Raw genomic sequence first — 13,036 nt, forward strand, 5'->3', positions numbered from 1 at the left:
CGTCTTCACTGGTTGGAGTTCGCCAAGCCATAGCTCCCCCGCCTCCTCGTTCATGGCTTCTCCGCGATGAGGCCGACGCACGTCGCAGTCAGCAGGCGGGTCAGGGCGGAAGTGAAGTCCAGATTCCACTCCGGGGGAAGCACTTCGGGCTCCTCGGCGTAGACGTCGGTGAGGCGCTCGGGCGGGTTGGCGACCTGCCACAGCGTGGCCGCCAGCGAGTACGCCGCCAGCAAAATGTCGAGCGACCCCGAGCGGCCCAGTTCCGGCAGGGCGCTCTCGATGGAATCGGCGAGCGACAGCGTGGCGGCGGTGCTGATCCGCTTGACCTCGACCACCCGCTCCGCGTCCACCTCGTGTTCGAGGTGCAGGTGCAGGTTGGCCAGCAGGTCGCAGAAAAGCGGGTCGTCGGCCAGAGCGTTGGCCAGCGTCTCGGCGATTCGCGACGGTGATTTCGGCCCTGGTTCGGCCAACTTCTCCGACACGGTGTTCGACCAGCGCACCCACCCTTCGGCGGAGAGGTGCAGGAGGACTTCCTTGTGCGAGCTGAAGTAGCGGCGGACGGCGGAGTAGTGAATGCCGGCCCGGCTGGCGACGGCGGTCAGCGTGACCGACGCGACGCCGGTCTCGAGCGCCAGTGAACGCGCGGCTTCCACGAGTGCCTCCGCACGTTGGCGCTTTTTCTCCTCGGTGCGGGCGCGCTGGAAAGTGAGTTGCGCCACCGCCAGAGCGTAACGCACGTCGTGTGATTTGTATAACGCACGGCGTGTGATTTGTACCAGGCCACATTGAACCGTCCCGGGCCGGTAAAGGTGTTAGTAACTATGCACACCATCGCGCTCATCGGATTCCTCGGCGGCCTCATCACCGGCATCTCGCCGTGCATCCTGCCGGTGCTTCCCGTGGTCTTCTTCTCCGGCGTCGACGGCACCCAGGCACGCGCCGCCGCCGCCCGGCCGTACCTGGTGATCGCGGGTCTGGTCTGCAGCTTCGGCGTGGTAACCCTGGCCGGCTCGACCATCCTGTCCGCGCTGCACCTGCCGCAGGACGCGATCCGCTGGGCCGCCCTAGTGGTGCTGACGCTCATCGGCCTCGGCCTGATCTTCCCCCCGCTGCAGCACCTGATCGAGCGGCCGTTCGCCCGCCTACCCCAGCGTCAAATGGGAACGGGCAGAAGTGGTTTCGGGTTGGGCTTGACGCTGGGGGCGCTGTACGTGCCGTGCGCCGGACCGGTGCTGGCCGCGATCGTGGTCGCGGGCGGCACCGCCTCGATCGGCCTGCCCATCCTGATCCTCACCGCCACTTTCGCGATCGGCACCGCCCTGCCGCTGCTGGCGTTCGCGCTGGCCGGTCGGGGCGTCGCCGAGCGCATCGGCGCATTCCGACGCCGACAGCGCATGGTCCAGGTCGCCGGCGGCATCACGATGATCGTGCTGGCCGTGGCGCTGGTGTTCAACCTGCCGGCGATGTTGCAACGCGCCGTGCCCGACTACACGGCATCGATGCAGAAAGCGGTCGGAGCCAACAAGATCCGCCAGCAGCTCGGCGCCCCGGGCGGTGGCGCGCTGGGCGACTGCACCGAAGGCGCCGACCGGCTCGAGCAGTGTGGGGCGGCGCCCGCGGTCGGCGGCATCACGGGGTGGCTCAACACCCCGGGCGGCGCTCCGGTCGACCTGGCCTCGCTGCGGGGCAAGGTGGTGCTGATCGACTTCTGGGCTTACTCGTGCATCAACTGCCAACGGGCCATCGCGCACGTAACCGATTGGTACAACCGGTATCACGACGCCGGGTTCGTCGTCGTCGGAGTGCACACCCCCGAGTACGCCTTCGAACGGGTCCCCGCCAACGTGTCCAGCGGCGCCGCCGCGCTACACATCACCTACCCCGTCGCCCTGGACAACGACTACACCACGTGGAACAACTACCAAAACCTTTACTGGCCGGCGGAATACCTGATCGATGCCAACGGAACGGTCCGGCACACGAAATTCGGAGAGGGCGATTACGACGGCACCGAGGAGCTGATCCGCGAACTGCTCGTCGATGCCCATCCCGATACCCGGCTGCCCGCGCCGACGCATTCGGCCGACACCACGCCGCGCACCAGGCTCACCCTCGAGACCTACCTCGGGGTCGAGAGGGCCCTGAACTACGGCGGTGGAGGCGATTACAAGCCGGGCTCGTTCAGCTATCCGCCGCAGTTAGCCGCCGACCGGTTCGCGCTGACCGGCCGATGGAAGCTCGACGATCAGGGCGCCACCGCCGACAGCGATGACGCCGCCATCCGGCTGAACTACACCGCCAAGGACGTCTACGTCGTCGTCGGCGGGACGGGCACCCTCACCGTGACCCGGGACGGCAGGACGACGACGACGGCGATCGGCGGGCCACCCACGCTGCACCCCATCGTGGCGGATGAGGCGGCGCGCAGCGACCAGCTCGACATGCGGGTCAGCCGTGGGCTGCAAGTGTTTTCGTTCACCTTCGGCTAGCCGGCCGGCTTCTTGCGCAGGCCGCCCAACATCGCGACGAGCACACCGCCAATCACCAGCGCGACGCCCACGAGCAGCGTGAGGTTGAGCCATTCGTGCAGGCCCGTCTCGGCGTGGCCGACCATCACCTCGGCGATGCGGCGGATCTCGTCGGTGGTGCGGTTGAGCGCGTCGCCGACATGGCGGCCGGCGACCTCGATGCCCGCCCAGCCGGCGGCGCCGACCAGCAGCGCGGAGACCCCGAGGCTGGTGAGCGCCTTCCCGCGGCGGCGCGCGGTGGCCAGCATCAGGACGGCGCAGACGACGCTGAGGGCGACCGCGCCGACGCTCACCCACGGACCCCACGTGGCGAGCGGGCTCAGCCGCCCCGGCCGCAGCGACCCGTGGGCCGAAGGCGCCGACGCCGTCAACGGAACCGTCAGCGTCGCAGGCACTTTCACGTTGTGGCGGCTCAGGATCCGCTGCATCGAGGCGTCCTTGAGCATCGGCGCCACGTCGATCGCCCACGACTCGCCGGCGCCGTCGGCGGTGAACAACCAGCGGTGCGCCGCCCGGTTCGCCTGGGCGAACAGCGCCGGAAACGTGGGCCCGGCCGTGAACGCGACGGCGGCCAGGTGCACCTCGGCGCCCTCGACCGGCTGGCGTCCGCCGTTGTGCTCCGCGATGAGCGCCATCGCGCGGTTGGCCAGTTCGTCCGCGGCGGCGGACTGCAGGGCGGCGTCGCCGGCGGCCCGCTGGGCCAGCGCGACATACCCACCTTCGCTGACCACGTTCAGCTGCAGCCACGCCGCCGGGATCGCCACGGCCAGCGCGACGGTGGTGGCCAGCCACAGCACCGCCCGGAAGACCGCGGCCACGAATCGCACGCCGGAAAACCCGACGGCCTACGGAGCGATTCCGCGAACGTAGGCGGCCTGCCCGAGGTGCTGAGCGCAGTCGTCGATGATGCTCACCAACCGCGCGCTGGCCGTCACCGGCGGGTCCCAGTTGGTGTCGACCACCCGCTCCAGCTCGGCGGCGGTCACGCCGGCGACGTACTCGAGGGTCAGCTTGTGCACGGCGTGGTAGTAACCGGCCAGCAGATCCGCCGGGGCCTTGACCTTCGCGACCTGCTCGGGCTTGTGCCCGTAGCCGGTGTCGTTGCGCGGCAGGTCCAGGCCGAACCGGTCCACCCAGCCGTCGCGCAGCCACACCTGCTCGACGCCGGCGACGTCGGCCAGCTGGATGTCCTGCACGCGCGCGCTGTGCCAGATCAGCCAGGCGATGCTGTTGGCGTCCGCGGTCACCCGGTACTCGGCGACCGCGTCGGTCAATCCGTCGGCGATCTCGTCGACGTGTTCGATCAACCTGGTGAAGGCGTCGCGAAGCAGTTCCTGGACGGCGGCGTCGGGGCTGGAGGTGTCGGCCATACCAGCGACACTAGATCCTGGCACGACCCACCGGCACGGTCGTAGATTGTTTGGATGACGTATGACCTGATCATCCGCAACGGCACCATCATCGACGGGCTGGGCGGTGAGCCGTATGTCGGCGACGTCGCGGTGAAAGATGGCGTCATCGCGGCCGTCGGTCACGTGAACGGCGAAGGGGCCGAGCGGGAAATCGACGCCGCCGGGCTGCTGGTCACCCCGGGCTTCGTCGACCTGCACACCCACTACGACGGCCAGGCCATCTGGTCGGAACGCCTGACGCCGTCGTCGGCGCACGGGGTGACCACGGTGGTCATGGGCAACTGCGGGGTCGGCTTCGCCCCGTGTCGCCAGGAAGACCACGACGTGCTCGTCGACGTGATGGCCGGCGTCGAGGACATTCCGGGCGTCGTCATGACGGACGGCCTGCCCTGGACGTGGGAGACGTTCCCCGAATACCTGGACGCCTTGGAGTCGCGACAACGTGATGTCGATGTCGCCGCGTATCTGCCGCACTCCCCGTTGCGCGTCTACGTGATGGGCCAGCGCGGTGCCGACCGCGAGCCGGCCACCGCCGAAGACCTCGCCAAGATGCGGGCGCTCGCCAAGGAGGCGGTCGAGGTCGGCGCGCTGGGCTTCGCGTCGTCCCGGCTGACGATCCACAAGACCGAGAGCGGTTCGCCCATCCCGAGCTACGACGCCGGCCGGGAGGAGATCGAAGAGATCGCCCGCGGTGTCGTCGACGGCGGCGGCGGCCTGCTGCAGTTCGTGCCGGACATCCCGGCCGGCGGTTACGAGCCCGTGCTGCAGACGGTGTTCGACGTGGCCGAGGACGTCGGCCTGCCGCTCACGTTCACCCTCGTCGTCGCCAACGCGGGCGACCCAACATGGCCGGACGCCATCACCATGATTGAGAAGGCCAACGCCGCGGGCGGTGACATCACCGCGCAGCTGCTCCCGCGCCCGATCGGGCTGATCATCGGGCTGCAGCTGACTGCCAACCCGTTCGTGCTCTATCCCAGCTATCGGGAGATCGCTCACCTGCCGCTGGCCGAGCGGGTCGCCGAGATGCGCACGCCGGAGGTGCGGGCCCGCATCCTGTCCGACAAGCCCGGCGTCGGTCACCCGATCCTGTACGTGGCGCAGATGTGGGACTGGATCTTCCCGCTGGGCGACAACCCGGACTACGAGCCGGACCCGTCGACCAGCATCGGGGCCCGGGCCCGGGCCAAGGGCGTGGACCCGATGGAGGAGGCCTACGACCGGCTGCTCGACGACGACGGCCGGGCCATGCTGTTGGTGGCCACCAGCAACCTGCAGGGCAACTCGCTGGACACCGTCGGGGAGCTGCTGCACCGCGACGACGTGGTGCTGGGGCTCGGCGACGGCGGTGCGCACTACGGGATGATCTGCGACGCCAGCTACTCGACGTACTTCCTGGCGCACTGGGCCCGCGACCGCAAGACCGGGCGGTTCACGGTGCCGGAGGCCGTCCGCGAGCTCACCTCGGTGCCGGCCCGCATCGCCGGGCTCGCCGACCGGGGCCGCGTCGCGGTCGGCTACAAGGCCGACCTCAACGTCATCGATCACGCGGCGTTGCGGCTGCACAAGCCGGTGATCAGTTACGACCTGCCGGCCGGGGGGAGGCGGCTGGACCAGACCGCCGACGGGTACGTCGCCACGGTCGTGGCCGGCCAAGTGATCGCGGAGAACGGTGTGCCCACCGAAGCCCGCCCAGGCAAGTTGGTCCGCGGCCGGCAACCTCGCCCGCTACCCGCGCAATAACGCCACCAAAACCGCCAAATCCCGGGTAAGTTGAGCCGGTGACGAGCCCGCATTTTGCGTGGTTGCCGCCAGAAGTCAACTCGGCACGAATCTTCGCGGGTCCCGGAGCCGGGCCGTTGCTTGCTGCCGCGGAAGCTTGGGATGGCCTGGCCGAGGACCTGTCGTCGTCAGCATCGTCATTTTCTTCGGTCACGTCAAATTTGGCCAACGGGTCCTGGCAGGGCCCGTCGTCGGCGGCGATGATGGCCCTCGCCACGCACTACGTGAGCTGGCTCAGCGCGGCCGCGGCCCAGGCCGAGGCGGTGTCCAGCCAGGCGTCGGCCGTCGCGCACGCGTTCGAGGGGGCGCTGGCCGCCACGGTCCAGCCCGCGGTGGTCGCGGCCAACCGTGCTCTGGCGCACGCGTTGTCGGCCAACAATCATCTGGGCCAGAACACCCCCGCGATCGCCGACATCGAGGCCGCTTACGACCAGATGTGGGCGTCGGACGTGGAAGCGATGTACGGCTACCACGCCGACGCGTCGGCGGCGGTGGAGAAACTGGCGCCCTGGCAGCAGGTCCTGCAGAACCTCGGCTTCCACTTCAGCAGCAGCGGACAGCTCACGTTCGGCCTGCCCGCGGCGCGGGTTCCGCGCACGCTCTGACGGCCCCTGCCCGCGCCTATCCTGGAGCGTCATGCGCACGAAGAAGAAGGTGGACATCGAGCGGCTCGCCGCCGCCCTCGCCGACTACCCGTACGCGTACCTGGTGACCGTCGACGACGACTACCGCGTGCACACCGTGACGGTCGAGCCGCGGCTGCGCGAGGCGATCGTCGACGTCGGCCTCATCGGCGGCCGCACCCGGCAGAATCTCGCGCATCGGCGCGACGTCACCCTGCTGTGGCCCCCGACCGAGCCCGGCGGCTATTCGCTGATCGTCGACGGCACGGCCGAGGTGACGGATGCGGGGGACGCGGTACGGCTGGGCGTCGTGCCCACCCGCGCGCTGTTGCACCGCGAGGCCGACCCCGACTCCCCCGGTGCGGCCAAGGGCTGCCTACACGACTGCGTGGTGTTCTCGCTGCCGGCCTAGCGCCGTACAGTCTGATCCGTGAGCCGCGTCGCACCGCTCGCCCCGCCGTGGAGCGAGGAAGATGCCACTGGGATCAACAGCTGGGGTCATCCGGACCGCACCTATGAGCCGCTGCTTCTGGTGCGCTGCCTGCAGCGCCACCCGGCGCTGGCCACCCGGCTGCGCAAGCTCGGCGAATCACTCTATGTCGCTGCGCTTTTGCCGGCTCGTACCCGGACGATCGCGATCCTGCGCACCTGCGCGCTGGTCGGCTGCGCTTACGAGTGGGGCGGGCAGGCGGCGTTCTGGGGTCCGATCGCGGGGGTCAGCGACGACGAGTGCGACGCGCTGGTGACCGGCGGCAAGGATGCCGCTGCCGACCCGCGGTGGAGCGCGGCCGAACGGACGCTGATCGGGGCGGTGGACGAACTTGAGCGCACCGGTTCGTGGTCGGAGCCGACTTGGATTGCATTGGGGCGCTTCCTTACCGACGAGCAACGGATCGAATTGCTCACCGCCGTCGGCTGGTATCGCACGATCTGCACGCTGTGTAACGCGCTGGCCCTGCCGGCGGAGGGCTGGATGCGGCGCTGGCCGTCAGCCGGCTGACCGGTCGCGGCTCGGGTCCGTTTTGAGGCCCGGGTGCTGGCTCTTCAACAGCGGCAGCAGCACCCGTCGCGGCATGAACTGGAACAGCCGGGTGCTGAGCTGGCTTGGCAGCCCGGCGATCACGGTGCCGCGGTCGTGCTCGAGCGCGTCGACGCCGGTGCGCGCCACGTCACGCGACGGCATCCACATGAACTTCGGGAACGCGTCGGCGAATTTGCGCTCGTCCATGCCGGCATTCTTCAGGAACTCGGTGCGCACCGGCCCTGGGCACAGCAGCGCGACGGTGACACCGGTGCCGGCGAGTTCGCCGCGCACCCCCTCGGTGTAGGTCCTCACGAACGCCTTGGTGGCGGCGTAGCCCGCCTGCCCCGGGAACGGGTGGTAGCCCGCGGTGGATCCGACGTTGAGGATCGCGCCACGTCCGCGCGGCACCATCTGCTGGACCGCGCGGGTGGTCAGGTCGATGACGGCCTCGACGTTGACGCGCACCTGGGCGATCTCGTCGTCGACACGCGTCTTGGTCACCGATCCGATGGTGCCGATGCCGGCGTTGTTGACGAGGATGTCGGTGGCCAGCCCGCGGCGCTCCACCTCGTCGAGGAGGCCGGCGCGGGCCGTCGCGTCCGCGACGTCGCAGGCGATCACCTCGACACGCACGCTTCGCGCCAGTTCTTCGGCCAGCTCGCGCAGCCGGTCTTCGCGGCGGGCGACGAGCGTGACGCCGTGGCCCCGGTCGGCCAGCTCCCGCGCGATGTCGGCGCCGATGCCCGACGATGCGCCGGTCACGACGGCGGTGCTGGTGGGTGAGGGAGTCGGAAGGGCCACGCGGTTAAACGTACAAGGCGGCCCAGCGCGCCGAACGTGCAACCAGGGCGGAAAAATCGCCGAAATCCCGCCCTGAGCTCACGCTCGGCGGACACGAAAAAGCCCGGCCCCCAGAGGGACCGGGCTTTTTCAGTGCTTGGGACTTTTCCGCTCTTGGACTTAGAAGTCCATGCCGCCCATGCCGCCGGTCGGGTCGCCCGCCGGAGCGGCCGCCTTCTCCGGCTTGTCGGCGACAACGGCCTCGGTCGTCAGGAACAGCCCGGCAATGGACGCCGCGTTCTGCAGCGCCGAGCGGGTGACCTTGACCGGGTCGGCAACGCCGGCCTTGAGCAGGTCCTCGTACTCATTGGTGGCGGCGTTCAAGCCCGTGCCGGCCTTCGAGTTGCGGACCTTCTCGGCCACCACGCCGGGCTCCAGCCCGGAGTTGAAGGCGATCTGCTTGAGCGGAGCCTCGAGCGCCACCTTGACGATGTTGGCGCCGGTCGCCTCGTCGCCGGACAGCTTCAGCTCGTCCAGGGACGGAGCCGCCTGCAGCAGGGCCACGCCACCACCGGCGACGATGCCTTCCTCGACGGCCGCCTTGGCGTTGCGGACCGCGTCCTCGATGCGGTGCTTGCGCTCCTTGAGCTCCACCTCGGTGGCCGCCCCGGCCTTGATCACCGCAACACCGCCGGCCAGCTTGGCCAGGCGCTCCTGCAGCTTCTCGCGGTCGTAGTCGGAGTCGCTGTTCTCGATCTCGGCGCGGATCTGGGAAACCCGTCCGGCGATGGCATCGGGTTCACCGGCGCCCTCGACGATGGTGGTCTCGTCCTTGGTGACGACCACCTTGCGGGCCTTACCGAGCAGCGCGACGTCGGCCGTCTCCAGGGAGAGGCCGACCTCTTCGCTGACGACCTGACCACCGGTGAGGATGGCCATGTCCTGCAACATCGCCTTGCGCCGGTCACCGAAGCCGGGGGCCTTGACGGCCACCGACTTGAAGGTGCCCCGGATCTTGTTGACGACCAGGGTGCTCAAAGCCTCGCCCTCGACGTCCTCGGCGATGATCAGCAGCGGCTTGCCGGCCTGGATGACCTTCTCCAGCAGCGGGAGCAGGTCCTTGACCGTCGACACCTTGGAGCTGACCAGCAGGATGTAGGGGTCCTCGAGGACCGCTTCCTGACGCTCGGCGTCGGTGACGAAGTAGCCCGAGATGTAACCCTTGTCGAACCGCATGCCCTCGGTGAGCTCGAGCTGCAGGCCGAAGGTGTTGGACTCCTCGACGGTGATGACGCCCTCGTTGCCGACCTTGTCCATCGCCTCGGCGATCAGGTCGCCGATCGACTGGTCGCCGGCCGAGATGGCCGCGGTCGCAGCGATCTGCTCCTTGGTCTCGACGTCCTTGGCGGACTTGAGCAGCGTCTCGGTGACCTTCTCGACGGCCTTCTCGATGCCGCGCTTGAGAGCCAATGGGTTGGCACCGGCAGCGACATTGCGCAGACCTTCTTTGACCAGCGCCTGGGCCAGCACCGTGGCCGTCGTCGTGCCGTCACCGGCGACGTCGTCGGTCTTCTTGGCAACTTCCTTGACCAGCTCGGCGCCGATCTTCTCGTACGGGTCCTCCAGCTCGATCTCCTTGGCGATGGAAACACCATCGTTGGTGATCGTGGGGGCGCCCCACTTCTTCTCCAGGACGACGTTGCGGCCCTTGGGGCCCAGCGTCACCTTTACCGCGTCGGCGAGGGCATTCAAGCCCCGCTCGAGGCCGCGACGGGCCTCTTCGTCGTACGCAATTATCTTGGACATTGCGAAGTGATTCCTCCGGATCGGGAATGACACCGGATGACCGCGTGTGGCCACCCCATTTATTTACGCTGGCCGGGTGCAGTGCCCGCGACGGACGACCCCAGGTGTCTGCTGGTCTCACCGTCCCGACCTAGCACTCGCCAGTCGCGAGTGCCAACGTCATTCTTAGCACTCGCCTATGCCGAGTGCAAGGAGAGTTCGCCCTTATCGCGGCGGGCGTAAACCGTCGATGACGACGTCGGTCGCCCGCTCGGCGAGCACCGAGTCGTAGGCCTGCATCGCCTGGCACCCGACCAGGATCGCCTTGAGGTCCCGCATATCGATGTCGCGGCGCGCGGTCCCCGCGTTCTGCGCGGCGCGCAGCAACTCGCCGAGCATGGCCTTGAAGGCGTCTTCGGCCTCGGGCGCGGCGCAGGCGATGTCGATCCCGTAGCCGGCCAGGGCGTCGACGAGGCCCCGGTCCGCGGCGCCCCACTGCAGCACCATGGAGCGCAGAAACGCGAAGAGCGCCTCACCGGGCCCCTCGGTTTGCAGCAGGGCGTGCCCGTCGTCCACGAGGCGCTGCATGCGGTTTTGGATGACCGCCGTCAACAACGCTTCCTTGGTCGGGAAGTGCCGGTAGACCGTGCCGGCGCCGACGCCGGCGCGGCGGGCGACCTCGTCGATCGGCACGGACAGCCCCTCGGCCGCAAAGGTGTCGTAGGCGACGTCCAGCACGCGCGCGCGATTGCGCGCCGCGTCGGCGCGCAACGGGCGTGCGGGCTGCGCCATCAATTTCACCCCTTCCAGGTTGACAAAACGGGGCGCGCGTTCCGTATAGTTTCAATCAACCGGAGCGCTCGCCCCGTTTAGTCTACCGTTCTAGGAGAAACCCATGGCCAAATGGACCGCCGCCGACATTCCCGATCAGACCGGTCGCGTCGCCGTCATCACCGGGGCCAACACCGGCCTCGGCTACGAGACGGCCGCCGCGCTCGCCGACCACGGCGCCCGCGTCGTGCTGGCGGTGCGCAATCTGGACAAGGGCAAGGACGCCGCCGCCCGGATCACCGCCCGCAGTCCGCACGCCGAGGTGGCGCTGCAAGAGCTCGACCTGACGTCGCTGGACTCCATCCGCGCCGCGGCCGAGCAACTCAAGGCCGATTACGGCCGCGTCGACCTGCTGATCAACAACGCGGGCGTGATGTGGACGCCGAAGTCGACCACCAAGGACGGCTTCGAGCTGCAATTCGGCACCAACCACCTCGGCCACTTCGCCCTCACCGGCCTGCTGCTGGATCGGATGCTGCCGGTCGCGGGCTCCCGGGTCGTGACGGTCAGCAGCATGGGCCACCGCATCCGCGCCGACATCCACTTCGACGATCTGCAGTGGGAACGCGGCTACAGCCGCGTGGGCGCCTACGGGCAGTCGAAACTCGCCAACCTGTTGTTCACCTACGAGCTGCAGCGCCGGCTCGCGCCACACGGCACGACGATCGCCGCGGCCGCGCACCCGGGCGGCTCGCGGACCGAACTGACCCGCAACCTGCCGTCCCTGCTCACCCGTGTCGCGCCGCTGATCGAGCCGCTGTTCCAGGGGGCGGACATGGGCGCCCTGCCGACGCTGCGCGCTGCGACCGACCCGGGCGTGCTCGGCGGCCAGTACTACGGGCCCGACGGGTTCGGTGAGCAACGCGGCTACCCGAGACTCGTTGGGTCCAGCGAGAAGTCCCACGACGTCGACGTGCAACGGCGGCTGTGGGCGGTCTCGGAGGAGCTCACCGGCGTCACGTATCCCTTGGGCTGACCCGATGGTGCCGATCCGTCCCCCGCAAGCGGGCGGTACCCCCAGCGCCCGGCGCATGCGCCGCGCTTGCGATCGGCACTAGGGCAGGTCGAGCAGCTGCTCGTAGAAGCCGCCGAAGCCGCGGGCCCGGTCGGCCAGATGGATCTCCAGGATCCAGTGGCAGGCGCGGCCGGCCGGGTCCGTGCGCCGCATCGGCTTGTTCGATCCGGGCATGATGTACCACTGGACGCCGGGGCCGGCGATCTTCTTGTGCGGGAACTCCCCGACCAGGTGGCCGGCGATGGCACTGGCGAACTCGAAGCCCTCGGCGTGCGCCAGCCCGACCACGAAGTCGTACAGCTCGGCGCCGGTGATGTCCGGGCGCGCGTCGAAGTACTCGCGGCCGGCCTGCCACACCCGGGGCAGCGCGTCGCGGACGGCGGTCTTGTGCGGGTCGTCGCCGAGCACGAAGGTGCGGCCGAAGTCCGCCTCCCAGTCCGCGAATATCGGTCCGAGGTCCAGGAAGACGATGTCGCCGTCGTCGACCACCCGGTCCGGCGGGCGCTCACTGAAGGGCTGCAGGGTGTTCTCGCCGGCCCGCACGATCCGCCGATGCCAGTGCCGGGTGACCCCGAGCATTTCCGCGGCGAGCTGGTTGATTTCGTCGGACAACTGCTTTTCCGAGACGCCGGGGCGAATCATGGCGCGCCGCTCGATCTCGTCGAACAGTTGCGTCGCCTTCTCCTGGGCGTCGAGCAGCCGTTCCGCCCGAACTTCTTCGTCCGCCACGCCCGCGATGTTATAGCCGCACACTGGAGGCATGTCCCTCGTCGTGCCGCCCTATCCCCCGCCCCGATACACCAAGGACGAGCCGGAGATCAGCGCCTGGCTCAAGCGGGCCGACTCGCCGGCCGATTACGAAGCCGGCGGCGTGAAGTACCACTACCTGGCCAACCAACAGGCCACCGGCGGCGACTACGGGCTGTATCGGGTCGACCTCCCAGCCGGGGGCGGTGGGCCCGGCCCGCACTTTCACCGGGCGATGTCCGAGGCCTTCTTCGTGCTGTCCGGGACGATGAAGCTCTACGACGGCACCCAGTGGGCCGACGGCCGACAAGGCGACTTCCTCTATGTCCCGCCCGGCGGCGTCCACGGCTTCCGCAACGGGGCCGACGAGCCGGCGTCGATCCTGATGCTCTTCGCGCCGGGCGCGCCGCGGGAGGCCTACTTCGAGGGCTTCGGGGCGCTCGCCGACATGACCGACGACGAGCGCAGGGAGTGGTTCGTCCGCCACGACAATTACTGGGTGCAGTAGA

General features: G+C 69.2%; 14 protein-coding genes. 7 read left to right on the top strand and 7 right to left on the bottom strand.

What is annotated here, in order from left to right:
* Positions 1–50: 50 nt before the first annotated feature.
* The gene (locus A5781_RS04790) at positions 51–737 is read right to left on the bottom strand and encodes a TetR family transcriptional regulator (RefSeq protein WP_156624394.1); all 687 of its coding nucleotides are present in this window, start codon (positions 735–737) and stop codon (positions 51–53) included.
* Between the two features lie 84 nt (positions 738–821).
* Here A5781_RS04790 and A5781_RS04795 point away from each other — a divergent pair, with 84 nt between their 5' ends.
* Entirely contained in the window at positions 822–2,489 is a 1,668-nt protein-coding gene (locus A5781_RS04795) for a cytochrome c biogenesis protein DipZ (protein WP_067202019.1), read from the top strand.
* On the opposite strand, the gene A5781_RS04800 is transcribed toward A5781_RS04795, so the two are convergent.
* Positions 2,486–3,355, bottom strand: coding sequence for a hypothetical protein (locus A5781_RS04800; protein ID WP_067202022.1), 870 nt, complete (start codon positions 3,353–3,355; stop codon positions 2,486–2,488). The two genes, A5781_RS04795 and A5781_RS04800, sit on opposite strands and share 4 nt — an antisense overlap.
* Positions 3,356–3,373: 18 nt before the next feature.
* Positions 3,374–3,898: a mycothiol transferase gene (locus tag A5781_RS04805; protein WP_067202025.1), complete on the bottom strand. Its 525-nt coding sequence runs from the start codon at positions 3,896–3,898 to the stop codon at positions 3,374–3,376.
* Positions 3,899–3,952: 54 nt separating this feature from the next.
* On the opposite strand from A5781_RS04805, the gene A5781_RS04810 reads away from it, so the two are divergent.
* The 4 genes from A5781_RS04810 to A5781_RS04825 are packed head-to-tail and all read left to right on the top strand — an operon-like array spanning position 3,953 to position 7,345.
* Complete coding sequence (locus A5781_RS04810) at positions 3,953–5,683, top strand: amidohydrolase family protein (protein WP_067202028.1); 1,731 nt, start codon at positions 3,953–3,955, stop codon at positions 5,681–5,683.
* 38 nt (positions 5,684–5,721) lie between these two features.
* Positions 5,722–6,327 (top strand): PPE family protein, encoded by a 606-nt coding sequence (locus tag A5781_RS04815; RefSeq protein ID WP_082939214.1) that lies wholly within the window; start codon positions 5,722–5,724, stop codon positions 6,325–6,327.
* Between the two features lie 31 nt (positions 6,328–6,358).
* Complete coding sequence (locus A5781_RS04820; RefSeq protein WP_067202033.1) at positions 6,359–6,757, top strand: hypothetical protein; 399 nt, start codon at positions 6,359–6,361, stop codon at positions 6,755–6,757.
* 18 nt (positions 6,758–6,775) lie between these two features.
* The gene (locus tag A5781_RS04825; RefSeq protein ID WP_067202036.1) at positions 6,776–7,345 is read left to right on the top strand and encodes a carboxymuconolactone decarboxylase family protein; all 570 of its coding nucleotides are present in this window, start codon (positions 6,776–6,778) and stop codon (positions 7,343–7,345) included.
* On the opposite strand, the gene A5781_RS04830 is transcribed toward A5781_RS04825, so the two are convergent.
* The 3 genes from A5781_RS04830 to A5781_RS04840 all read right to left on the bottom strand — a co-directional run bounded on the left by A5781_RS04830 (position 7,334) and on the right by A5781_RS04840 (position 10,726).
* Positions 7,334–8,170 (bottom strand): SDR family oxidoreductase, encoded by an 837-nt coding sequence (locus A5781_RS04830; protein ID WP_067202038.1) that lies wholly within the window; start codon positions 8,168–8,170, stop codon positions 7,334–7,336. The two genes, A5781_RS04825 and A5781_RS04830, sit on opposite strands and share 12 nt — an antisense overlap.
* A gap of 159 nt (positions 8,171–8,329) precedes the next feature.
* Positions 8,330–9,955, bottom strand: a complete 1,626-nt coding sequence (gene groL / locus A5781_RS04835; protein WP_067202041.1) for a chaperonin GroEL — start codon at positions 9,953–9,955, stop codon at positions 8,330–8,332.
* Between the two features lie 204 nt (positions 9,956–10,159).
* Positions 10,160–10,726, bottom strand: a complete 567-nt coding sequence (locus A5781_RS04840; protein ID WP_067202162.1) for a TetR/AcrR family transcriptional regulator — start codon at positions 10,724–10,726, stop codon at positions 10,160–10,162.
* Positions 10,727–10,829: 103 nt separating this feature from the next.
* On the opposite strand from A5781_RS04840, the gene A5781_RS04845 reads away from it, so the two are divergent.
* Positions 10,830–11,741: an SDR family NAD(P)-dependent oxidoreductase gene (locus A5781_RS04845; RefSeq protein ID WP_067202044.1), complete on the top strand. Its 912-nt coding sequence runs from the start codon at positions 10,830–10,832 to the stop codon at positions 11,739–11,741.
* A gap of 78 nt (positions 11,742–11,819) precedes the next feature.
* On the opposite strand, the gene A5781_RS04850 is transcribed toward A5781_RS04845, so the two are convergent.
* Complete coding sequence (locus tag A5781_RS04850) at positions 11,820–12,542, bottom strand: M24 family metallopeptidase (RefSeq protein ID WP_067202049.1); 723 nt, start codon at positions 12,540–12,542, stop codon at positions 11,820–11,822.
* Between A5781_RS04850 and A5781_RS04855 the strand changes: the two genes are divergently transcribed.
* A complete protein-coding gene (locus A5781_RS04855; RefSeq protein WP_067202054.1) occupies positions 12,541–13,035 on the top strand; it encodes a cupin domain-containing protein in 495 nt (164 codons plus the stop codon). The genes A5781_RS04850 and A5781_RS04855 overlap by 2 nt on opposite strands.
* Position 13,036: the final 1 nt, after the last annotated feature.

The sequence above is a fragment of the Mycobacterium sp. 852002-30065_SCH5024008 genome (assembly GCF_001665645.1).
In the GTDB taxonomy this organism is placed as follows: domain Bacteria; phylum Actinomycetota; class Actinomycetes; order Mycobacteriales; family Mycobacteriaceae; genus Mycobacterium; species Mycobacterium paraffinicum.